The 23,025-nt window shown below is 40.3% G+C and carries 18 protein-coding genes and 1 pseudogene; 1 reads left to right on the top strand and 18 read right to left on the bottom strand.

Annotated features, from left to right (window positions below; all coding sequences use genetic code 11):
- Positions 1-32: 32 nt before the first annotated feature.
- The 8 genes from rpsI to pbp2b all read right to left on the bottom strand — a co-directional run bounded on the left by rpsI (position 33) and on the right by pbp2b (position 7,762).
- The gene (rpsI, locus tag LG369_RS01440) at positions 33-425 is read right to left on the bottom strand and encodes a 30S ribosomal protein S9 (RefSeq protein WP_000075969.1); all 393 of its coding nucleotides are present in this window, start codon (positions 423-425) and stop codon (positions 33-35) included.
- An 18-nt stretch (positions 426-443) separates the two neighbouring features.
- Positions 444-890 carry a 50S ribosomal protein L13 gene (rplM, locus tag LG369_RS01435; protein WP_001044622.1) on the bottom strand — a complete coding sequence of 149 codons (447 nt, stop codon included), beginning with the start codon at positions 888-890 and terminating at the stop codon, positions 444-446.
- Positions 891-1,048: 158 nt separating this feature from the next.
- Positions 1,049-1,756 (bottom strand): TIGR02206 family membrane protein, encoded by a 708-nt coding sequence (locus tag LG369_RS01430; protein ID WP_070460365.1) that lies wholly within the window; start codon positions 1,754-1,756, stop codon positions 1,049-1,051.
- Positions 1,757-1,878: 122 nt separating this feature from the next.
- Positions 1,879-2,490: an NUDIX hydrolase gene (locus LG369_RS01425; protein ID WP_225750015.1), complete on the bottom strand. Its 612-nt coding sequence runs from the start codon at positions 2,488-2,490 to the stop codon at positions 1,879-1,881.
- Positions 2,477-3,850 (bottom strand): UDP-N-acetylmuramoyl-tripeptide--D-alanyl-D-alanine ligase, encoded by a 1,374-nt coding sequence (locus tag LG369_RS01420; protein WP_225750014.1) that lies wholly within the window; start codon positions 3,848-3,850, stop codon positions 2,477-2,479. The genes LG369_RS01425 and LG369_RS01420 overlap by 14 nt, the downstream gene beginning before the upstream one ends.
- 53 nt (positions 3,851-3,903) lie before the next feature.
- Positions 3,904-4,947, bottom strand: coding sequence for a D-alanine--D-alanine ligase (locus LG369_RS01415; protein ID WP_225750013.1), 1,044 nt, complete (start codon positions 4,945-4,947; stop codon positions 3,904-3,906).
- 165 nt (positions 4,948-5,112) lie between these two features.
- Entirely contained in the window at positions 5,113-5,709 is a 597-nt protein-coding gene (gene recR, locus LG369_RS01410; protein WP_006152788.1) for a recombination mediator RecR, read from the bottom strand.
- 10 nt (positions 5,710-5,719) lie between these two features.
- Positions 5,720-7,762 carry a penicillin-binding protein PBP2B gene (gene pbp2b, locus LG369_RS01405; RefSeq protein WP_318779989.1) on the bottom strand — a complete coding sequence of 681 codons (2,043 nt, stop codon included), beginning with the start codon at positions 7,760-7,762 and terminating at the stop codon, positions 5,720-5,722.
- A 192-nt stretch (positions 7,763-7,954) separates the two neighbouring features.
- On the opposite strand from pbp2b, the gene LG369_RS01400 reads away from it, so the two are divergent.
- A complete protein-coding gene (locus LG369_RS01400) occupies positions 7,955-8,806 on the top strand; it encodes a MurR/RpiR family transcriptional regulator (RefSeq protein WP_004250821.1) in 852 nt (283 codons plus the stop codon).
- Between the two features lie 94 nt (positions 8,807-8,900).
- On the opposite strand, the pseudogene LG369_RS01395 reads toward LG369_RS01400, so the two are convergent.
- The 10 genes and pseudogenes from LG369_RS01395 to LG369_RS01350 all read right to left on the bottom strand — a co-directional run.
- A pseudogene (locus LG369_RS01395) lies at positions 8,901-11,033 on the bottom strand (alpha-L-fucosidase); the annotation flags it as partial.
- A gap of 194 nt (positions 11,034-11,227) precedes the next feature.
- On the bottom strand, positions 11,228-12,112 hold the full coding sequence (locus tag LG369_RS01390) for an ROK family protein (RefSeq protein ID WP_004250819.1): 885 nt from the start codon (positions 12,110-12,112) through the stop codon (positions 11,228-11,230).
- Between the two features lie 15 nt (positions 12,113-12,127).
- Positions 12,128-13,045: a dihydrodipicolinate synthase family protein gene (locus LG369_RS01385; RefSeq protein WP_006149428.1), complete on the bottom strand. Its 918-nt coding sequence runs from the start codon at positions 13,043-13,045 to the stop codon at positions 12,128-12,130.
- A 163-nt stretch (positions 13,046-13,208) separates the two neighbouring features.
- Positions 13,209-13,859, bottom strand: a complete 651-nt coding sequence (locus LG369_RS01380) for a YesL family protein (RefSeq protein WP_225750011.1) — start codon at positions 13,857-13,859, stop codon at positions 13,209-13,211.
- A gap of 20 nt (positions 13,860-13,879) precedes the next feature.
- Positions 13,880-14,332 (bottom strand): YhcH/YjgK/YiaL family protein, encoded by a 453-nt coding sequence (locus LG369_RS01375; RefSeq protein ID WP_225750010.1) that lies wholly within the window; start codon positions 14,330-14,332, stop codon positions 13,880-13,882.
- A gap of 256 nt (positions 14,333-14,588) precedes the next feature.
- Positions 14,589-15,428 (bottom strand): carbohydrate ABC transporter permease, encoded by an 840-nt coding sequence (locus LG369_RS01370; protein ID WP_004250812.1) that lies wholly within the window; start codon positions 15,426-15,428, stop codon positions 14,589-14,591.
- A 16-nt stretch (positions 15,429-15,444) separates the two neighbouring features.
- Positions 15,445-16,311, bottom strand: coding sequence for a carbohydrate ABC transporter permease (locus tag LG369_RS01365; RefSeq protein WP_033630848.1), 867 nt, complete (start codon positions 16,309-16,311; stop codon positions 15,445-15,447).
- A gap of 237 nt (positions 16,312-16,548) precedes the next feature.
- The gene (locus LG369_RS01360) at positions 16,549-17,865 is read right to left on the bottom strand and encodes an ABC transporter substrate-binding protein (protein WP_049494260.1); all 1,317 of its coding nucleotides are present in this window, start codon (positions 17,863-17,865) and stop codon (positions 16,549-16,551) included.
- Positions 17,866-17,981: 116 nt separating this feature from the next.
- Complete coding sequence (locus LG369_RS01355) at positions 17,982-18,680, bottom strand: N-acetylmannosamine-6-phosphate 2-epimerase (RefSeq protein ID WP_006152943.1); 699 nt, start codon at positions 18,678-18,680, stop codon at positions 17,982-17,984.
- 291 nt (positions 18,681-18,971) lie between these two features.
- Positions 18,972-22,760, bottom strand: coding sequence for an SIALI-17 repeat-containing surface protein (locus LG369_RS01350; protein ID WP_225750009.1), 3,789 nt, complete (start codon positions 22,758-22,760; stop codon positions 18,972-18,974).
- Positions 22,761-23,025: the final 265 nt, after the last annotated feature.

Genomic DNA, 23,025 nt, shown 5'->3' with positions numbered 1-23,025 from the left:
AGTGCTTTGAAACGTTGATATAATCGTGTTGATTAACGTTTTGAGAATTGTGATGCTTTACGAGCTTTCTTAAGACCTGGTTTCTTACGCTCAACTTTACGTGAGTCACGTGTAAGAAGTCCTGCGCGTTTCAATGAATCGCGGAAGTCTGGGTCTACTTGAAGAAGGGCACGAGCGATACCGTGACGGATAGCTCCTGCTTGACCAGCGTATCCACCACCTACAACGTTAACGAAAACGTCGTATGAACCTACAGTTGAAGTAACTGCGAATGGTTGGTTGATGACCAAACGAAGGTCAGCGTGTGGGATGTACTCTTCAACATCTTTTTTGTTAACAGTGATTTTACCAGTTCCTGGAACAAGGCGAACGCGTGCAACAGCGTTTTTACGACGTCCAGTACCTGCATATTGTGCTTGTGACATACTTTATTGTTCCTTTCCTTAGATAAGTCCTGAAATATCAAGAACTTCTGGTTGTTGTGCAGCGTGAGTGTGCTCAGCTCCAACGAATACTTTCAATTTCATACCTTGAGCGCGGCCAAGAGTATTGTGTGGAAGCATACCTTTAACTGATTTCTCGATCAAACGAACTGCATTTTTAGAACGAAGTTCACCAGCAGAGATTGATTTCAATCCACCTGGGTGGTTTGAGTGAGTGTAGTAGATCTTATCAGATGCTTTTTTACCAGTCAATTTAACTTTTTCAGCATTGATAACGATTACGAAGTCACCTGTATCAGTGTGTGGTGTGAATGTTGGTTTGTTTTTTCCGCGAAGTACGCTAGCAACAACTGCTGAAAGGCGTCCAAGAGGTACATCAGTTGCGTCAACAACGTACCATTTGCGTTCTACTTGGCCTGGTTTAGCCATGAATGTAGTTTTGTTCATGATTTCTCCTATATGAATGTCGTTTTTGTTTACAGGGCGGATGTTCCGGTCCGCAGGGTATTTGAAAGGTTCCGGGGCCTTACAAATGGGGTAAACAATACCGCCTACTATTGTATCAAAATTATCAGATAAAAGTCAAGCGGTTGGGAAAATATTTTTTATTTCTGCCAGATTTTCAATCTTCTTTCTGCCTTCTCCTGAGTGATGACTTGAAAACCTTTAGAGAAGAGGAAAATAGCACAAGTCAAAAATAGAGTGACAATGATATAATTAACCACAAGACCATGGTCTCCCACCAATGGTGGTTTTGTCATAAAACCGTAATCTCCACCCGTCAATAAATTGACTATAAAAATCAAACCATTAAGTAAAGAGGTCAGTATAAGAATACCTTTGAAATCCAACAGACGAGCATCGTAGTTGTTTAAAAGATAAATCAAGGAATTTCCAAGAAGGGCTAGATGTCCGAAAATAAAGGACAAAATAACGATGTGTGGGAAAGAGTAAGCGTCTGGTATTGGATAAACAAAGGCTGCAATCGTCCCGAAGGTTCCAAGCAAAGCAAAATATTGTTTGGTTTTTGAAACACCTGGCAGTAGTAGAACTACAAACATGGCTAATCGACAATGATAAAAAGGCAAGCTTTCTGACAGTGGGAACTGATTGATCCAATACCAGCTGTAAAGCGAGATTAACTGTATTGCCTGTATAATCTGGAAGAATCGTTGACAAACCTTATTATCACGATAGCGATAAGCAAGATAAATTGTCAAAAACAGTAAGGCAAATGTGCTTGCGTACCAAGTAAATCCAAATTGGGGTGGTTCCGTCGGATGGGTGGTAAATAAAGCATCCCAAATATTCATATAATTTTCCTCATTTTCATATAAGCAGGCCTCTTACTTATCTCCATAGAGCCTAGCTTACATTTATTTCTTATAGTTTTGTGTTCAAAAGAAGCTATCGGCCTTAAGATAAAGCAAAGCTTCTAATCGATATATTGTTCCCGCTCACCCTGATAAACCTGCCATAGAATATCCATTTGTTCCTTGGTTATTCTTTTTTCAGATAGGGGAGGGAGACTTACAATATCAAAAAATCCTAATTCTGCAACTTCTTGATTTTCCTGAAAGCATCCATCTAATAACTGACAGTCAAAGACGAATTTTGCATACTGCTTGTTCTGAAGTTGAAAGCGATTGGTATCAAAAACAGCCAATAAAGAGCCTACTTCTACAGAAAAGCCTGTTTCTTCCTGAACTTCTTTTCGGATATTTTCCTTAGGCGAATAGCCTACTTCACCAAAGCCACCAGGTAATGCCCAAGTATCTTCTCCTTGTCCCCTAACCAAACAAATCTTCTGGTCTTGAACAATCCAAGCCCGCACATCCATCAAGGGAGTTGCATAACTACCTGTTGGTTTTAAAATTGCAGTCAATTCCTCTTGATTGAGCTCTGTTTGATCCTGCAAAACACTCCATAAAATCTGACGTAAATCCTCATAACGTTCACGATCAAATGGATCCTTTGTATAGGTCAACCCAGTATCGGTAATCGCTAACATTCTCTGCATAGCTTTGGCGAAATCAGTTGTGCTCATTTTCTAGGCTTTCTACTAGCTTAGCTAGATTCATAGAGTTCGAACCTTTAAGCAAGATTTGGTCATGTGCACCAAGACTCTCCTTGACCTGCTTAAGCATAGCTTCAAACTGGTCTTCCTCAGCTGTTTTCTTAAAGTAATAAACATGACCGATTGGGAACATTTGACTGGCTAATTGGGCTAGGGCAGCGATATCTTCACCGTAGAAAATAACGGTATCAAGGACATCTGGTGACAGGCTCAAAATCATTTGATTATGGAGTTGAACAGACTGGTCTCCAAGTTCTTTCATATCCGCCAGAACTGCGATTTTCTTACCACCTTCATTTGCTGGGATAGCAGAGAAAGTTTCTAAAATCAACTTCATGGCTGTTGGGTTGGCATTGTAGACATCTGATAAGATATCCGCACCATTGGCAGCTTTTTTCCACTCGGTACGATTGCGGGTCAATTCTAGATCCTGGAAGGCTTGAGCAATCTGCTCCTCAGTCACTCCTTCTTGCAGGGCAACATAAGAAGCAATCATAGCATTAGTCGCATTGTACTTACCTGTTACTGGTAAATCAAGGGATTTCTCCAAGAAATTAGCCTTAAAACTCAAGCTATCCTTGCGCTCAATTAAGTCTGTAATTTCGAGTTCTGCACCCGGACCAAAACGAACTACCTTTTGGTCAGCAGGTAGATAATCCTCTACAATGGGATCAGCTGGCGCCAAGAGCAAGCTCCCTTTCTCCATTCCATCAGCAATCTGTAATTTACCTTTGGCAATCTCTGAACGATCTTTGAAGAAGGCCAAATGTGCCTCTCCGACCAGAGTCACAATAGCTGTTTTCGGATGAGCCAGTTCAGACAAAAGATGAATATCTCCCAAGTGATCCTGTCCCATCTCCAAGACCAACTTTTCAGTATCATCCGGCATATGGAGAACTGTATAAGGCAATCCAATCTCGTTATTGTAATTTCCTTGCGTTTTGTAGGTTTTGTAGCTTGTAGAAAGTAAATGAGCCAACATATCCTTGGTCGTTGTCTTCCCATTTGAACCTGTAACAGCAAAGACATCTACTCCTGTTTTTTGAAGGTAATAAGCTGCAAGAGCTTGAAAGGCTGTCAAAACATCCTCTACTAAAATGTAAGGATGATCTGCTACTTCCTTCTCTGACAAGGTTACAGCAGCGCCGTTTTCAAAAGCCGTCTCGATAAAGTCATGACCATCACGCGCCCCCTTGAGCGGCACAAATAGATCACCAGGTCCAATCAAACGACTATCAAACTCAGCCTTGACTAGCGGGCTGTCCGCATAGCTTGTCACATCATTTTTTGCACCGATAACACGTGCAACTTCGTGAATCGTAAGTTTCATGTTTACTCCTTTAAAAAGGGGCAGGGAGTCTTGCCCCGCCCTTATGTTTGTCTTTACAATAGGTGCGCTTCACGCTTGTCAAAACTTTCCTTAGCAAGATCAACCAAACGTTCAATTAATTCTGGATAAGAAATTCCCATATTGTCCCAAAGCAAGGGATACATAGACCACTGGGTAAATCCTGGCATGGTGTTGAGCTCATTTAGGAAAACTTCTCCCTTATCTGTATAGAAGAAGTCACAACGTGAGAGACCAAGCCCGCCAATAGCACGGAAGGCAGTTTCTGCATTTTTACGCATGACTGCTACTACATCATCACTAATCTTGGCTGGAATATCCATGGTGATCTTGTTATCGATATACTTGGCATCATAGTCATAGAAGGCTACGTCCTTGACAACTTCACCAGGTAGAGTGCTCTTGACATCATAGTTTCCTAAAAGCCCAACTTCGATTTCACGCGCAGTGACACCTTGCTCTACCAAGACACGGCTATCATATTTAAAGGCGAGTTCGAGAGCTTGATGGAGTTCCTCTTTATTTTCAGACTTAGAAATACCAACACTAGAACCCATATTAGATGGTTTGGTAAAGACTGGATACCTTAATTTTTCTTCAACTTCTGCGATCTTAGAAGCTAAGTCATCCCCTTCAACAATGGCTACGTAAGGGACTTGGGAAATCCCAGCAGATTCCAAGACACGTTTAGTCGTGATTTTGTCCATAGCAAGGCTTGAAGACAAGATGTTGCAACCGACATAAGGCATTTTCAAGACTTCTAGGAAACCTTGAACGGAACCGTCTTCTCCCATAGGTCCATGAAGAACTGGAAAAACAACTGCGCCTTCTTCGTAGATGGCACTTGGAGCAATTTTCTTGTCCCAATCAATCGTTTCATTGGTCATGAGACGTTCATCTTGGCCAGGAGTTTGGGTAAATTCTTGGGTTTTGATAAAATCACCAGACTGGCTGATAAAGAAAGTTTTGACTGCGAAACGATCATAGTTAACCGCACGCATGACACTCTCAGCTGATAATACAGACACCTCACGCTCTGCACTGCGTCCACCATATAATAGAATAATTGTTTGTTTCATATGATTGTCCTATTTCTACTAGAATACTCGCTTTTTAGTATATCACATTTGTTTATTTTTTTAAACTTGAATAGCACAAAAGAGACTGGATTAAAAATAAATCCAGTCTCTTGATTTCTTAAAGTCTTATCTGCTAACTAATTGCCTGTTCGATATCCTTACAGACTAAAGTTCGGTACGATTTTCAATGGCTCTTAGGAGCGTTACTTCGTCCGCATATTCGATATCAGCTCCTACTGCCAGACCTCGTGCTAGACGAGTGACCTTAATCCCTGCAGGTTTAAGAAGTCTAGAGATATACATGGAGGTCGCCTCACCATCTGCTGTTGCATTGGTGGCCACGATAACCTCTGAAACTTCGCTATCCATGAGACGAGTCATGAGACTTTTAAGATTGATATCGTCAGGGCTAATCCCATTCATTGGTGAAATGAGGCCGTGCAAGACATGGTATAGTCCATGGTATTCTTGGATATTTTCCATAGCAGCAACATCTCGGCTATCCTCCAGGACCAGAATCGTAGACTGATCACGGCTAGGATCGGTACAGATAGAACAAGGATCCTCATCTGTCAAACGTCCACAAATAGAGCAATAGGTCAATTCTCGCTTGGCTGCAAGGAGATTTTTTGCAAATTCATTGACATCATCATCCGACATCCCAATAGTATAAAAGGCCAGTCGGGTTGCTGTCTTAATCCCAATACCAGGAAGTTTGGAATAACTGTCAATCAACTTAGCAATAGGTGTTGGATAAAGCATGGCTTCCTTTCTAATTCATTGGATGGTGTTGGTTGTATAGATTGATAATGTCGCGAGCAATTGCTGGCCCAACATTTTTGGTTAAATTGGTATTATGAGGAAAGACTACTGCAACTGCAATTTGAGGATTTTCTGTTGGAGCATAGGCCACGGCATTGGTATTATTAGCTTCTTGACCACCAGCTACATAGCTTTCACCTGTACCGGTCTTACCACTGATAGAAACAGTGGCGCCATCTGAAAACGCCCGTCCTGTCGTAAGGGGACTAGTTCCATGCGATACTTGGTAAAATCCTTGGTGCAAGATTGCCATATCTGATTCAGAAATATTGACCTTGTTGATTTCCTTGGTATCTATTGCTTGGATTAATTCCCCAAGGCCACCCTTATCATTGTTGTCGTATATTCCCTCGACAATATGTGGAGCTAGACGAACACCATCATTTGCAATAGTTGCAACGTACTGGGCTAATTGCATCGGTGTGTAGTTATCAAACTGGCCAAAAGCATTAGTTAAATAATTAGCCAAGTCAAATTTTTGGGGGATAAATCCTGTTGACTCATCCGGTAGGTCGACTCCTGTAGAAACTCCTAAACCATACTCACCGAAGGTTGAACGGAGTTTTCCCATGGCAGACTCAAGTTGGTTGGTTTTGACTGTCATCTCTGGTTGATAGGTCTGACCCATCATTCCTAACGCGGTTTGAACCATGTAAGCATTGGATGAATACTCCAAGGCTTCCACAGCTGTAATAGGAAAAGATCCATATGCCAATTTATACCAAGAATAAATTGGAGCTGAACCTTGGAAAACAATAGGCTGATCTGTTAAGGTTTGGTTTCCTGATAAAACACCATTTTCCCAACCTGAGCTGATGGTAGCGGCCTTAACAACCGAACCTGGGACAAAGACATTGGTTACCGTTCCCAAGGAATCAGGAGTCAACTCTCCCGTTTTCAGGTCATGTTTGAGTCCTGACATAGACAAAACAGCACCTGTTTTGGGGTTAAGGGCGACTGCATACACACCCTCTGAATATCTAGCTCCACCATTTGCAAGTTCTGAGTTGAAATAGTTCTTTAAGAGGTTGTCTACGCTATCTTGGAAGGCCAAATCAATGGTTAATTTGATGTTTTTCCCCTTGCTACCTTCTTCGATATTTTCTACGCTCTCCATGTCTCCGTGCTTATCCAAATGGATTTCCTTGACGGTCCGTTTCCCTTGCAAGACCTCTTCGTATTGCTTTTCAAGATAGGAAGTCCCGACTCGGTCATTGAGCGAATAGCCTTTTTTCAAATAAGTGTCTACTTCTTCTGCTGGAAGACCGGATTTTTCACTAGAAACAGTTCCGACAATAGATGAAAGAGAGGTTTCTAAGACTTTTCGGTCCCATGAAGTAGAGATGGAAATACCTGGTAATTCCTTAGAAGCAGAAGCAATCACAGCTACCTGTGTATCGCTCAAAGGATCGGTTTGAATATTCCCGGTCGCAAAATTAGCAACTGCATTGAGCTGACTAAAGAGATAAATAGCCTTCTTTTCATCCTCTGTATAATTAGTTTGGCTAGAGCTAACACTCTCAACAGCATTGTTATAGAGATCCGATTCAGAAAGTTGATTACCATCAGAATCAAAACGCTTATCTTTTGGTAGGGCCTCTACCGTTTTTTTATAAACTGCTGGATCAGCTAGGTAATAGTCAGCAATTTGACGTTCCGTCAAATCTGGTGAGGATATCGTTACATAAGTTAAAAGTTTAGTAGCAATATCCTTTAAATCTGCAGCCGTCATCTTGTTGTTTCGTGTGAAAGCAACCACTTGTTTGACTGTGTTTTCTACCAAAGGTTTTCCTGTAGCATCGTAGATTTCCCCACGAGCAGAACCCGTTGTAACCCGTGTCTGGCTAGCAGATGCCAACTTAGCTTCATAAAAATCTTTGTTTAAGACTTGCATATAGAGCAAGCGACCAATGATTGTCATGAAGAGCAAAATAACAATTGCAAACAATAAATTAAGCCGAGTCGGTATCGAGTGGCTATTGAATTTTCTCATACACATCAATCTCATTTCTAATCAAAATCACACTCTTCATTGTACCATAATTTAGGTAGAAAATTATGGAAAAAGAAAAGACTTTTCCTTTTTGGTCCAAAAATTATTTTCTATGATATAATGGAGGTAAGCGCTATTTTATTTGTTAGATTTATCAAATAAATTCTGGCAAATAGCTATCAAAGGAGTCCCATGAATAAGCAAGATATTTCTACAATCATTGAGCTTCACTTTGAAGAAATGACCGATTTAGAGCAAGAAATTGCTCGCTATTTTCTGCAGGCAGATACCATAAACGATGACTTATCCTCTCAGCAAGTTACTCAAAAACTTCATATTTCCCAGGCAGCGCTCACTCGTTTTGCCAAGAAATGTGGTTTTAAGGGCTATCGAGAGTTCATCTTCAAATACCAACAACAAAAAGACACTCTTTCTACTCCTCAACAGGATATGAATCCTTTGACTCAGAGAGTCCTTAGAAGTTATGCAAACCTGCGAGAAATTTCTCAAGGATTGATTGACGATGAGCAGCTGGAACGCGTGGCTCAGATGATTGACCAATCCGAACGCGTGTATTTTTTCGGAACTGGGAGTTCTGGTCTAGTCGCACGTGAGATGAAGCTACGTTTTATGAGATTGGGTGTCGTCTGTGAAGCCTTAACAGATCCAGACGGTTTTGCCTGGACGACTAGCATTATTGATGAAAAATGTTTGGTGTTTGGTTTTTCTCTCTCAGGAACAACACCATCTATCATCGATAGCCTATTAGATGCCCAGGATATGGGAGCTAAGACAGTTCTATTTACAAGTTCACCGAATAAGGATACTCAAGCATTTACAGAAACCATTTTGGTCGCAAGCCAAAACCAAGCATCTTATATTCAACGAATTTCTGCTCAGATTCCAATGCTGATTATCATTGATTTACTCTACGCTTATTTCCTAGAGATTGATCGCGAAAGTAAAGAAAAAATCTTTAATAGCTATTGGGAGAATAATAGACTGAATGGTTATCGTAGAAATCACAGAAAGGGAAAATCCTAAATTGATTTTAACAATTAAGGGAAAATCCTAAATTGATTTTAACAATTTAGGATTTTTTATCATTCAAATGTGGTTATAACAAATGTATCAAAACTCAATTCTCTTTTGAAAGCAAGTCTACTTTCATTACTCGAATAGTTGTTTCAGTTGCGAATCCAAGAAGGGCATTGTCAGAAACGCTGGTCATTTTCACCTTGAAGTCAAAGATTGAATCAGCTTGCTCTGTAAAGTCGATAGTTGGAATCGTGATTGTTTTCTCAGTTTCACCATCTTGGAAGGTCAAGTCAGCTGTTGTGTCCTCGTACACTTTACCATGAACCCCTGTTCCTGGTTCTGTTACAACATGGACTGTTGCTGTTCCTTTGCTACCACCAACACGCTTAATGGTTACAGTAACCGGTTGACCTTTTTGAACTTCATAGGTCGTTTCTTTCATCTCAAACATACCTTTACCAGCATTGTTGAGCGTGTAGATACCTTCCGTTGCAATAGCTTTACCAGTTTTGTTAACGAGTTTGATGGTATGTTCACCTGGAGCCAAGTCTTCAGTTTCATAAACCATCTGGCTACGTTTACGAGCTGCATTATTCGTTTGTACGTCTGCAACCTTTTGACCATCCACGTAAACGGACATTTCACCGTGGTTTGGATCAACTGTAGACACTACATATGCTTTTGTTCCAGTGAAACGGTAGGTTACGCTAGCATCTTTTTGGTTAGTCCACATAGATGTTCCGCGGACGCCTTCAGATTCATCATACCAAGTTGTATTCTCTTTATCAGCAGTTGTATTTGAATGGTAATCTAGTCCTAGAGGGTAACCATCTGTCTTCTCGATACTGCTTGGTGTCTTATAAACAGAGAAGTTTGTCAAGATTGGAGTCGCTTGTGCACCAGTAATAGTTACACGAATCTTTTGTGCCTCTACTGGTTGACCTTGGATAAGACGACGATAACCAACAGTTGACCCTTCACCATATGGAACCCAACGACCATTGAGTTCAACTTCAACCTTGAAGCCAGAGATACGTTGACCCTTAGCGATATCTTCTTTGAGTTCGACTACGTCAAAGCGTCTCTTTTGTCCAAGATCGACAGTAAATTCACCTGTCTTAGCATCATTTGCTAGTGCCCAGCTCGTATCATCCTTACCATCTGTCAAATGACTTGCTTGATACAAGTGATTATTACGAGTAGAGCTTGCAGTTACAGTTGCACCCTTAGCAAAGTCAGTTGCATACATTTGATCCAAGGTTGCTCGGAATTCTTGCAAGCGAGCCACGTCTGCATCTGCAAATTTACCTTCTTTGTTTGGTGGAATATTGAGAAGAAGCGGTGTTCCACGACCAACAGACTTAAAGTAGATATCCATCAAATCTTTGATTGATTTTGGTTGTTGATTATCATGGTAGAACCAACCTGAACGGATAGAAACGTCTGCTTCACCGACAGAGTACATATCTCCTTCTGGGTCTCCATTGTTGAGATATTCATTCTTCACATCATCAGTGATTTTAGCTTTCTTAACCTTATGCCAAACTGGATCTCCAGCGATACCACGTTCATTACCGATCCAACGGACACTTGTCGGTTGTGCAGAGAAGATAGCGATATCTCCTTCAGCTTCCTTGATGTACTTGAACCATTCGTCAAAGGTGTAGGTTACTTTTTGAGCTCCACTACCACGCGCACCGTCCATCCATACTTCGATAAATTTACCATTGTTTCCGTATTTAGGATTGCCAAAAATTTCCTTGAGTTGGTTGAGGTAGTATTCGTTGTACTCTTTCTCAGTTGCAACATGATATTTAGGATGGTTGGCATCCCATGGTGATAGGTAAACACCCATATTCATGTCATACTTAGTCGCTGATTTAGAGATTTCTTCGAGAAGGTCACCCTTACCATCTTTCCACGGACTAGCAGCGACCGTATGTTTTGTGTATTGAGAAGGATAGATTACAAATCCGTCATGATGTTTTACAACCATAATTGTTCGTTTGAAACCAGCATCCTTCAAAGTCTTAATCCACTGATCTGTATCAAGATTTGTTGGATTGAAGTATTGAGGATTTTCTCTACCGTTCCCCCACTCAGAGTTGGTATAAGTATTCATACCATAGTGGATGAAGGCAGCCAATTCTTCCTTGTGGTAGTCCAATTGAGCCTTGCTTGGAAGTGGTCCATAAGCAGCAATTTCTGTTTCTTGATCCTCAGGGGAGCTTACTTTACTGTTATATTTTTCTTGTTGATTATAGGTCAATGATTGCTCTCCTTTAGTCCATATCTATTGGTGTTACTGATATATATTTGAATTAACTTAAATATACTATATCGAAGTCAAAAATGCAAGATACCTTGCCAGCAGTAAGCAAGTTAGTATTTGTCTTTATTTAAAAATCCTAAATTGGCAAGGCCAATTTAGGATTGTTTTGTTTTGAAATGATAATAAGCACCGAGCATGCCAGCAGTATTCTGATGGTGGGCAAATTCAAGTCGAGTCTTGTCTGCTAAGCTTGGAACAAGCGAATCTTTCAAAGCCTTACGGATTTTTGGTTTCAAAATTGCTTCTTGCCCCATGATACCACCACCAAGGATGACAACTTCTGGATTGGCAACATAACAAATATTTGCGAGACCCTTACCAAGGTAATCCACCATACGGTCAATCCCCTCCATACAGAGTTTATTGCCTTCGGTAGCTTCTTTGAAAATTCTGCGACCGTTCCACTGTTCCACTTCATCTCCATGTGCATCAGCCACATACTTAACAAGAGCTGTCGTAGACGCTAAGTCCTGGAAGGCTCCATCCTGCATGTGCAGATAACCAACCTCACAGGCAGAATTACTAAAGCCATGGAAAACTTGCCCATCAATGATTAAGCAACCACCGATACCAGTCCCAATCGTCAAGCAAAGGGTAATACTTGCACCCTTTCCTGAACCAGAGACAGCTTCAGCAAGCCCTGCACAGTTAACATCATTTTCAATTTCACAAGGAATGTTAAAGCTTTCTTCAATTTCTTTCTTAAATTGAGTTCCAGCATAATTTGGAATCTGTGGACCAGCATAGAAAATCTCACCCTTATCAGGATCAACCATTCCCGCCGAGGAAATTGCTACACCTGACACTGGTCCTTTTTCTAGATAGCTAGCTACGATATCTTTTGTTTTCTGTAAGATGTGTGGACCACCCTTGTGAGCCTCAGTCGCTACTTCGTTAGACTCTACAAGTTGTCCATCCTGATCAATTAAACCATATTTGATATTAGTTCCACCAATATCAATTGCAACGTAATTAGTCATAAAGCCTCCTATTGATTAGAGGAAACGCTCCTTAGTTTCACGAATCAATTGAGCAGCTGCTTCTACAACTGGACGATCTTCTTCGGTCACTGGTGTAAGTGGAGAACGAACTGATCCGATGTTAAGTCCTTCATTGATTTTCAAGACTTCTTTAATCACACAGTACATATTCCCATGAGCTGCAGTCAATTTACCGATGATAGCGTTGATAGCGTATTGCAATTCACGCGCTGTTTCTAGGTCTTTATCCGCAATCAATTGGTTGAGTTTCAAGAAGAGTTCTGGCATAGCACCATAAGTACCACCGATACCAGCTTTTGCACCCATGAGACGTCCGCCTAGGAATTGTTCGTCTGGACCGTTAAAGACGATATGGTCATCGCCACCAAGGCTAACGAATGTTTGGATATCTTGAACTGGCATTGAAGAATTTTTAACACCAATGACACGTGGGTTTTTCAACATTTCTGTGTAAAGACTTGGAGTCAAAGCAACACCTGCCAATTGAGGAATGTTGTAGATAACATAGTCTGTGTTTGGTGCAGCAGCACTGATGTCGTTCCAGTATTTAGCAACTGAGTACTCAGGCAAACGGAAGTAAATTGGTGGGATTGTTGCGATAGCATCTACTCCCAAACTTTCTGCATGACGAGCCAGTTCAATACTATCTTTGGTATTGTTACAAGCTACGTGAGCAATGATGGTCAATTTACCTTTGGCAACTGCCATAACTTCTTCTAAGATCAATTTACGGTCTTCTACACTTTGGTAGATACATTCACCTGAAGAACCGTTGACATAAAGCCCTTGAACACCTTTATCAATAAAGTATTGTACCAAGGCACGAGTACGTTCTGGGCTAACTTCACCCGCATCATCATAACATGCGTAGAAGGCAGGAATGACACCTTCATATTTTTTTAAATCTGACATAGATTTCTCCTAAGATTTCTTTTTTCTGCTTTGAGCAGATGATTTTTTACTATTTTAGTATACACCTTGTAAAAAGCGCTTTCAATACATCTTAGCCACTTAGATTTTAATTTCTATTCATCTCCCATAGCTTTTCTTGTTTGAAAGTAGTTTCATATCGTTTTCAATCTGCTTGATATTTAGCAAACAATTTTTCCATTAATCCAGCTTGGCAAAAGGCAAGAAGACCAAAGCCAAAGAGTAGAAATGCTGAACCACCAAGCACTAGAGTAAAGCCTGATAGATAAAGAAGCATAATGATTAACAAAATAATTGCAAGCATCAAGAAGAACCATACGAAGTTAAAGCTGACCAAAAGCAAGCCCTTTTGAAGAACTTCTTTCCAAGTTAATTCATAGCGTGCAGCAATTGGATAGCTAGCCAACATAACTAAGGTTAAAAATATCAGAATTCCCAAGCAAATAGCTTTAATGAGCTGAAAGGCAACACCAGTTTGACTCCAAAATAGTGATAAGTCAACCAAACTGATCAAAAAGATTCCTAATTCCAGCAAACCTAACTGAAAACCTAATTTCAAATTTTGCTTAAAGGCTCTAATATAAATTTTGAAAACAGGAATACGACGGCTGCGCTTCACTTCAAAGATTGTCTGATAGAGACTGATTTTAGCTACTCCAATAGTCACAATAGGCAAACAAGACACAACAAAGAGTAGGTTAACCGTCACAATATCTAAAACCTTCTCGCAAAAACGCATCAGAAAGTTATCCGTATCAAATGCCGCTTTTATCAATCCAGATCCTTTATGTGCCATTGTTTGCTCCTCCTAACTGACTAATCGATTAAAATTTTAAATAAATATTTGCGAACTTTATCTTCCATACCTGCATAACCGTTAGGCTGGTGAGGTTCTCCTGGGAAGAAAACTGCAAAATTGTGATATCCCAACAAAAGTGGGTATTGTTCGTGACAATGAACAAAGCCAATATCACTGGCTTCATCAAAGGCTACAGCCTCATCTTTGATGCGAGAACCGTAGCTAGAATACTCATGTCCTTCAACTAACAAATGCAAATCTGCATAGTTTTTATGATGCTCAAAGCGATCATTTTCTTCTTTGTTGAGAACATTTTCCTGTACAACTAGAAAGACCTTATCCCCATTAATATCGTATTTACCTAATTCAAAAGTATCCTTACGATGCTCATAGAGATAATCTATAGCTTTGTCCAGATTTGGGTGAATTCCCTTGTAAAAGCTAATGTTTTTTAAATCATCAAAAATCATAGTAATTTCCTTTACCTGATTGTTATCTTCAGACACAAAATGTCTAGCCAGTAAGTTTATAAGTGTCTAACAAAACTTCATGAAGCAACCAACTCCTATCCATTTTGTAGACACTTATAATACTATATCGTTTTCAATAAATAGATTTTCCTATTCTCAATTAAAATTGAAGAGCAAACTAGGAAGCAATCCGCAGGCTGTACTTGAGTACGGCAAGGAGTCGCTGACGTGGTTTGAATTCAATTTTCGCAGAGTATTAACCTTTGACCGCTCCCATAGTAATCCCTTGAGTGAAGGATTTTTGGAAGACAAGGAAGACTGTTACGATTGGCACAGCTGCAAGAGCAGCCCCTGCCATAATTAAACCATAGTTGGTTGCCATCTCAGCCTGCATAGTCGCAACCCCGAGTGAGATGGTCAAGTTGTTACGAGATGTCAACATAACCAACTGCATAAAGTAGTCATTCCATGTATTGATGAAGGTAAAGATTGCAAGAGCTGCAAATCCTGGCTTCACGATTGGGAAGGCTACGCTCCAGAAAGTACGAATCTCACCACATCCATCAATCTTAGCAGATTCGAGCAATTCTGTTGGAATGTTTTCACTGAACTGTTTCATGAGGAAGACCCCAAATGGCCATCCGATTAAAGGCAAGATAACCGCCCAAAGAGTGTCATGGATTCCCATGAAGTTGACGATACGTACCAATGGTACTAGGACAACTTGTTTTGGAAGAGCCATGGCAGCGATAAAGATAGCGAATAGAATGCGTTGTCCATAGAAACGTTTCTTAGCCAATACATAACCTGCTAGGGAAGAAGTTGCACAAACCAAGAACATAGTTACCAATGAAATGAAGACTGAGTTCCACATCCATTGCAAGGCTGGGTTTTGCACCATCAATTGTTGGAAGTTCTCCATTGTTGGAGCTTTAGGGAACCATTGTGGTGGAATCATAATGGTATCTGGTTGTGATTTGAATGCACCTGTCAAAATCCAGTAGAATGGAAAGATAAACAGTACAGTCAATAAAAGCAAGAAGATGGTTGAAATAACAGTGAAAGCTGTTAAAGGTTTCTTTTGTGTAGATTGCATAGCTGTCTCCTTTCTATTAATATTCTACGTCGTTTCCAAGTACTTTAAATTGAACAAAGCTGACAATTGCGATCATAACTGCCAAGAATACACCAATAGTATTGGCATAGCCATACTCAGTCAATTGGAAGGCTTTCTCGTATAGGTAGTACATAAGTGTACTTGTTGAGTAGTTTGGACCACCTGAAGTCAAAAGCTGAATCAAAGCGAAACACTGGAATGAGTTGATGGTTGTAATGATTGCGATATAAAGAGTTGTTGGAAGGAGGCTTGGCCATTTAATCTTCCAGAAAACTTGTAACTCAGTAGCTCCGTCGACACGCGCCGCTTCAACAAGTGAGTTATCAATATTACCCATTGCAGCGATGTAAAGGATGATTGGCTGACCAACTGATGTTGTCAAAAGAATAATCATAATCGCCATCAAAGCCCAGTTTTTATCACCCAACCAAGAAATGTTTTGGCTAATGATATGGCTTGACTTAAGTACGAAATTCAAAATACCTGATAGAGGATCATAAATCCATTTCCATACAACCGTTACGGCAACACTACCTGTTACAACAGGAAGGAAGAATACGAAACGATAGAAGGATCTAGCAACTGCATTTTGTTGGTAAGTTTGTGATGCCACAAATAGTGAGAAGAGTACAACGACTGGTACAGAACCGATAACTAAGATTACGGTATTAATCAAAGATTTTGTAAAGACAGGGTCTTTAAACATGCGGATGTAGTTGTCAAGTCCCACAAACTCAAAGCTAGTCATCGAGTAGTTAAAGAAACTAGTGATGAATCCCATGATCATTGGAGCTAGGACAAAGACGATAAAGAAGATTAATACTGGTGCTAAGAATGCATAAGAAACAATTGTTTCTCTCATGCGAATTTTATTGACTTTCACAGTCGGCACCTCACTTTCAAATAGTTTTTGTTTTTTGATTGTTATCTGACATTGATGTAAAATCAAAATGAAATTTTTTCCAAGAAAAGCCTATGTAAGAACTTCATTTTAATTTTGACCTGTCAGTTCCTTACATTTTTTTAAACAAAACTCCCCCTTTTCGTACACAGATGTGCACAGGGAAAAGGGGGGATTTTACTTTTTATTTAGGGCTTATTATTTAGCTGCTTTTTTGATTGTTTCATTCGCTTTTTCAGTGAATGTCTTCAAAGCTGCAGCAGGTTGTTCGTCACCGTTAGACACTGATTGCAACATTGGGAACCATAGAGTTCTCATTTCAGCAAATCCGTCGATTGTGTTGTAGTATGGAGAGTAGTATTGAGTCCAACCACTGATTGTTTCCATACGTTTGTCATCGTAAAGTTTTCCAAATGAAGTACGAACTGGGAAGGCACCTGTACGAACTACGTCTTTAGGACCCCACTCTTTATCATCAGCGATGAATTGGATGAATTTCTTAGCTGCAGCAACTTTCTTTTCATCCTTGTTGTTAAATACTGCAAATCCGTTTACAAGGTACTCAAGAGCTGGTTTGCCTGAATCAGATGGGAATGGAACTTCTACCACTTCAACTTTACTTGCTTCCAAGAGTTTAGCTTGGATACCGTTTTGAGCTGGTGCCCAAAGGATTGTGTATGATGTTTGACCGTTTGCAAAGTTTTGGATGTCTGCTCCACCATCAAATTGTGAACCGTTGTTCAACAAACCATCTTTAATCCAGCTAGTTGCTTTTTCAAGACCTTTGACGAACTTAGGATCGTCAGTTGTGTATTTAGTAACTTCTTTGTCTGTTACAGAACCGCCGTATAGGTTAGCGATGAAGGCACGTGTTCCTTGGTCTCCCCCTTGACCAGAACTGAACAATGAACCTGGAGTGTATCCTTTGTCTTTAAGTGCTTTCAAGACTTTTTCAAAATCATCTGTTGTCCAACCTTCTTTAACAAGGTTAGCTACACCAGCATCTTCCAACATTTTCTTGTTCATAGCCATGTAGAATGGTGCAGAACTGATTGGATACATGTATGCTTTATCACCAGCTTTACTTGCTTGAATGATGTTTTCATTGTTAACATCTTTAACAAATTCATCTGTAAAGAGGTCATTCAACTCAGCTAATTTACCATTTTTACCGTAATTAATGATACGACCTGGTGCATCGAAAAGTACATCTGGAGCAGTTCCAGCTTCAATAGCTGTCGTGATTTTTTCTGGACCAGATTTGAAGTCGATTGTTTCTAGTTTAACTTTGATATCTGGGTTTGCTTTTTCGAAAGCTTCGATGATAGATTTTTCATAAGTTCCTACACCGTCACCAGATTTTTCTTGAGTGAAGACTGGGAAAGCCCACCAAGTGATTTCAGTTTTCCCTGCATCACTTGCAGCGTCTTTTTTAGCGTCTGATTTGCCACAAGCAGCAAGAGATAGAACAGCAGCACCCGCAAGTACTGTACAAGCTAGTTTTCTAAATTTCATTAGTATTCTCCTAAATGATGATATGCGTATCCGAAATGGATATTGAGTATTGACAACTTTGTATACGTTTACATTTTATTTTACTAATCAACCACTCTCCTCGTGTTTTAATTGTCTTATTTGAGACCTGCAACAAATCGTTCCGTGATCTCTTTTGGTCTAGTAATAGCGCCACCAACTACGATGCCTCGTACTCCGTAACCTAGGATTTGCTTAGCCTGTTCTGGTGTATGAATTTTTCCTTCTGCGATGACGTCTACACCTGCATCGCATAGTTTCTTGATGAGTTCAAAATCTGGACCATCCACTTTTGGACTATAAGATGTGTAGCCTGACAAGGTTGTTCCGACAAAGTCGATTCCCGCCTCAACTGCTGTTAGTCCTTCTTCAAAGGTACTTGTGTCAGCCATCAAGAGTTGGTTTGGATATTTTTCCTTGATTTGACGGATAAATTCTTGAATCTCTAGGCCATCATGGCGTTCTCTCTTTGTACAATCTAGAGCGATTACCTCAATATCTAAAGCTGCTAGTTCATCAACTTCTTTCATAGTAGCTGTGATGAATGGTTCCTGTGGTGGATAATCACGTTTGATAATTCCGATAATCGGAAGATTTGTGACCTCTTTGATTTCCTTAATATCTCGAACACTATTTGCTCGGATACCGACTGCTCCACCTTGCTCAGCCGCTTTGACTAGCAAGGGCATTACACCTCCCGCTTCTGTATAAAGCGGTTCGTGAGGAAGTGCCTGACAAGAAACGATGATTCCATCTTTAATCTGCTCAATCAAGGCTTCTTTACTGATCTGTGGCATCCACTTTCCTCCTTTTCTTTTTTCTTATGATCCTATTATATATCATTTTTAAAGCGCTTTCAATAACTTGTGCTAGAATAGATTGAAGTTTCAAAACAATTTTATGAAACAGAATCTCCTGAAAGTAGTTTCAGGGAGAAATACCCGACTTTGAATCACCTTCCATCCGCTTATTTCCACTAAAATCTTCGCTTTCTGCAAATAAAGAGCCTGTAACGAATAAACGTTACAGGCCCTTCTAATATAAGTCTAAACCTTTTTTATAGAGACTTTTTAGATTCAATGTTGCCATTAATCTTCTTTTTTCTTAGCCATTCCAAACAAACCGAGGAGCATTCCAACCATTCCTACAGATACTAGAGGAGTTGAAACCTCACTTCCTGTTGCAGGGAGAGTTGGTTGTTGTGGTTGAGCTGCTGGAGCTTGATAGGTCTTGTCTTGCTGTGCTACTAAAGTGACAAGCGGTTTTTCTTCAACCTTATATTCCGGAAGTTCGTTTTTGGCTGCTTCGACTGCATATACTCCGCCTGTGAATTCTGAAAGTTCATGCTTAAAGGCTTGAACTGCATTTGCTCCATCTTCGAATTCTTGAAGCTCATGCTTAAGGGCTTGAACTGCATTTGCTCTACCTGCAAATTCTGGAAGCTCATTCTTGAGCGCTTCAACTGCGTTTACTCCGCCTGTGAATTCTGGAAGCTCATGCTTAAGGGCTTGAACTGCATTTACTCCGCCTGTGAATTCTGGAAGCTCATGCTTAAGGGCTTGAACTGCATTTGCTCCACCTGCAAATTCTGGAAGCTCATTTTTGAGCGCTTCAACTGCGTTTACTCCGCCTGTGAATTCTGGAAGCTCATGAACTGCAGCTTCGACTGCATTGACACCACCTTCGAATTCTGGGACTTCTACTGTTGGTGCTGCTTCATCACCTACTGTTGCACTAGGTTCAGTGTACTCAGGGAGCTCTGTTACAGCCGCTTCGTCACCATTGACACCACCTTCGAATTCTGGGACTTCCACTGTTTGTGCTGCTTCGTCACTTACTGTTCCAATGGCTTCAGTGTACTCAGGAAGTTCTGTTACAGCTGCTTCGTCGCCATTTACGCCACCTTCGAATTCTTGAACTTCCACTGTTGGTGCTGCTTCGTCACCTACTGTCCCAATAGCTTCAGTGTACTCAGGGAGCTCTGTTACAGCCGCTTCGTCACCATTGACGCCACCTTCGAATTCTTGAACTTCCACTGTTGGTGCTGTTTCCTCACCCGCTGTTCCAATGGCTTCTGTATAGTCAGGCGCCTCTGTTACAGCCACTTCGTCACCATTGACGCCTCCAGTGAACTCTGGAACTTCATGAATAGCAGGTTCTTTACTATTAATTCCACCAGGAATTCCTGCCTCATCAAGGCTAACTGGCAAATTATGCATGCTCTCAATCGCACCATCAACTATCTCTGTAACTTCTTGGCCAATATCTTCTTTTTTGACAACAAATAGCAGTGTTTTTGTATCGTACTGAGTTAAGAAGGTTGCTAGGTTTCCATTCGCTAATTTAAGAACAGGAGCTTGGTTTACCAAGACTTCTGAATCAAATTCTAGTGCAACAATATTGTTACCCATATCTACTGCACTTTTTACTTTTGCTTTAGTTGGAGCAATCATATCCTTGCTCAAGAAATCCCAGTTGAATTTCTTATAAGACAAAGTATATTCATTTTGATTGGCATCTGCATGCTCATAAAGTAAGCCAAATTCACCATTACCAAGATCTTGCAATGAGTTATAGGCAAATTTACCGCTTTGAATTGGATTGTGTTTAAGCCAAGTTAATTCTCCGTTAGCTTCCACACGTGCCAAGTGTACCAAACCGTTGTAACGTCCTGGTCCACCTGCGTTACTGAGGACGATATATTCCTTACCATCTTGTACAGTATGAATAGCTGACATTTGAACATAGACATCTTTGACATCTGAATAGCGTTTTACATCTTTTTCCCAAGTCGCTCCGCCATCTTTACTTGTTGCAACCTGCAAATCTCCTGTCAATCCACGCATGAAGAGTTTGAGGTCTCCGTTGTTCAACTGAACAACAGTTGACTCAGTATTTTGAGCACCTGGATTATTCATAGTTGAAGAGTGAATTGTTTGGTTACCTACTGGGCGGTTATCATTGACAGCTTCACCTGCTTGCCAAGTTTCACCATGGTCATCCGAGTAAATGACGCGTGAAGACTGAGAACCACTCAAGTAAGATACGTTATTTGTAGTATAGACTGGTATAACGAGACGACCTTTGTGAGGTCCTGAATGCAAGGCGATCCCTGTACCAGGTCCAGTACCTAAGAAGTGCATCCAGTTCTTGCGGATACCGTATGTAATATCTTTAGGTGCAGACCATGTTTTTCCATCATCATCACTATAAGACATCCAGAGATAGTTGGTATTTGAAACTCTAAAGATATTCTTGTCACTGTATTCGAAATAGACATTACCAATTAGTTCTTCACCCTTGTATAAATCACCCTTATCGCTATAAGCTGGTTGTTTAGGAGCAACTACAACACGGTATTCTGTTTTTCTATTTTCAGGGTCAAAAACTTCACCATTTTCACGGATAGTATAACGTCCCGCATCACCTTGTTTGTACAAGACTTGGTAAACCTTATCACCGATTTGCTCATAGGCTTGTGGTGCTTTCCCTGGTAGAGAGAATACTGCCTTCCCTTCGAGGAACATATCATAAATTGAGAAGATTCTCTTAGTTTCAGGATCTTGGACTAAAGCCATGTCAATATTAACTGGTGATGGCCATTCTGGATTTTTAGCTTTCTCATTGTCACGAGGATTAGAGATGGTAATTCTATCTCCCCATGTCTTCCCATTGTCATCACTACGACGAACGACCATACCGATATCACCCCAGTCAGAGTGATGCAAGCGTCTTTCATCCGTTCCGGCAATCAAGGTACCTTTATCTGTCTTAAGAAGTGCAGGTATACGGTAACTTGCAATACCATCTTTATTTGGCTTGCGGTTCACACCACCTTCAAATACATCCAGTTTATCCGTAACTTTTGCTCCTTCAGGAAGTTTCTTCTCTAACTCTCCTCTTTCAAAAAGTTGGCTACGTTTTTTAACTTCTTCTGGAGAAAGGGCACGATCATAAACAGTTAGATTACGAACATTAAGATTTGATCCCCAGAAGTTTTTGCCTGTACGTTTTGTTGTACCGATTTGAACATGATTAACATCTGGCATATCTTGGATAAAACGACCAGACTGAGGACTTGTTCGAGACAAGACACCATTTACATAGACGCGAACCTGACCTTTTGGTTGGTCTACATTTGGTCTTTCAACTGTAAAGGTTACAGAGTTCCACTGACCTGGCTTAATCTTCAAAGGAGCAGTTTTATAATCACCATAGAATTGGTTTCCATTTGCATCACGACCTTCAACGATAGCCGTGTTATCAAGGATGGCCATTGTGAAGTACTCATTTACTTTGGTATCACTGGAGACTGAGAAGAGGTTGTAAAAACGTGGAGCAGACGTATCTGGCTTAAACTCCATATGAACGGTAGCATTCTGAAGTTTTTTCAGTTTATCAAGTTCATCATTCAAATCAACTCGTTGACCATTTGTTGCATTGGTCTCTACATCTTCTTTTTCAACGACAACATTGGCATTTTCCAATTCTCTTGAGTAATAATCACGAGCGATAGCTTCTTGTTTCTCAGTTTCTTCTGTCTTATCAGTTTCAGCTGATGGAGTTTCAGTTTCTGTTGGGTTTTCAGAACCTGGATTTGCTTGCAGCTCCTCACGGTTTACCTCAGTTCCTTTATCTGTCGCTGCTGCCAACTTATCAGCAAGTTCCTTATCTATGTTAGCCAGATTTCCTGATTCTACTTCTTTTGGCAATTCTGGCAAAGCTTGTCCAGTTGTTTCACCACCGGTTGCTGGGGCTTCTTGGGCTAAAACTGGTGAAGCACCAAAAACAACTGCTCCAATGACAACTGATGCAGCTCCTACTGTAAATTTTCTAATTCCAAAACGTTGTTTCCGTTCAAAATCTCTCTGTGTCATATATTTCCTTCCGTCTTTCACAAAAAATAAAGCGCTTTCTTTTTTATTGAAATTTTTTTGCCTCCAGGGCATAAATCATGTAAAGAAACTGTATTGTTGATGGGTTTTTCCCATTCTTTTCATCTGAATTTCTGTTGCATTTTTATACTTTATATCTTAAAGCAAGCAACAATTTTACTCCTTTCAAATTGATACTACACTTATTATATAATAAATATTCTAAATAATAGCCTTAGTAATCTATAATAGAATTTACTTTCATATA

The organism is Streptococcus sp. Marseille-Q4154 (genome assembly GCF_916700545.1).
In the GTDB taxonomy this organism is placed as follows: Bacteria; Bacillota; Bacilli; order Lactobacillales; family Streptococcaceae; genus Streptococcus; species Streptococcus infantis_I.
This window is presented reverse-complemented; position numbering and strand designations above follow the sequence as displayed.

Coding starts and splice junctions, on each gene's coding strand:
- rpsI (WP_000075969.1), bottom strand. CDS start 425: ATGTCACAAGCACAATATGCAGGTACTGGACGTCGTAAAAACGCTGTT.
- rplM (WP_001044622.1), bottom strand. CDS start 890: ATGAACAAAACTACATTCATGGCTAAACCAGGCCAAGTAGAACGCAAA.
- LG369_RS01430 (WP_070460365.1), bottom strand. CDS start 1,756: ATGAATATTTGGGATGCTTTATTTACCACCCATCCGACGGAACCACCC.
- LG369_RS01425 (WP_225750015.1), bottom strand. CDS start 2,490: ATGAGCACAACTGATTTCGCCAAAGCTATGCAGAGAATGTTAGCGATT.
- LG369_RS01420 (WP_225750014.1), bottom strand. CDS start 3,850: ATGAAACTTACGATTCACGAAGTTGCACGTGTTATCGGTGCAAAAAAT.
- LG369_RS01415 (WP_225750013.1), bottom strand. CDS start 4,947: ATGAAACAAACAATTATTCTATTATATGGTGGACGCAGTGCAGAGCGT.
- recR (WP_006152788.1), bottom strand. CDS start 5,709: ATGCTTTATCCAACACCTATTGCTAAGTTGATTGACAGTTATTCCAAA.
- pbp2b (WP_318779989.1), bottom strand. CDS start 7,762: ATGAGAAAATTCAATAGCCACTCGATACCGACTCGGCTTAATTTATTG.
- LG369_RS01400 (WP_004250821.1), top strand. CDS start 7,955: ATGAATAAGCAAGATATTTCTACAATCATTGAGCTTCACTTTGAAGAA.
- LG369_RS01390 (WP_004250819.1), bottom strand. CDS start 12,112: ATGACTAATTACGTTGCAATTGATATTGGTGGAACTAATATCAAATAT.
- LG369_RS01385 (WP_006149428.1), bottom strand. CDS start 13,045: ATGTCAGATTTAAAAAAATATGAAGGTGTCATTCCTGCCTTCTACGCA.
- LG369_RS01380 (WP_225750011.1), bottom strand. CDS start 13,859: ATGGCACATAAAGGATCTGGATTGATAAAAGCGGCATTTGATACGGAT.
- LG369_RS01375 (WP_225750010.1), bottom strand. CDS start 14,332: ATGATTTTTGATGATTTAAAAAACATTAGCTTTTACAAGGGAATTCAC.
- LG369_RS01370 (WP_004250812.1), bottom strand. CDS start 15,428: ATGCAATCTACACAAAAGAAACCTTTAACAGCTTTCACTGTTATTTCA.
- LG369_RS01365 (WP_033630848.1), bottom strand. CDS start 16,311: ATGAGAGAAACAATTGTTTCTTATGCATTCTTAGCACCAGTATTAATC.
- LG369_RS01360 (WP_049494260.1), bottom strand. CDS start 17,865: ATGAAATTTAGAAAACTAGCTTGTACAGTACTTGCGGGTGCTGCTGTT.
- LG369_RS01355 (WP_006152943.1), bottom strand. CDS start 18,680: ATGCCACAGATCAGTAAAGAAGCCTTGATTGAGCAGATTAAAGATGGA.
- LG369_RS01350 (WP_225750009.1), bottom strand. CDS start 22,760: ATGACACAGAGAGATTTTGAACGGAAACAACGTTTTGGAATTAGAAAA.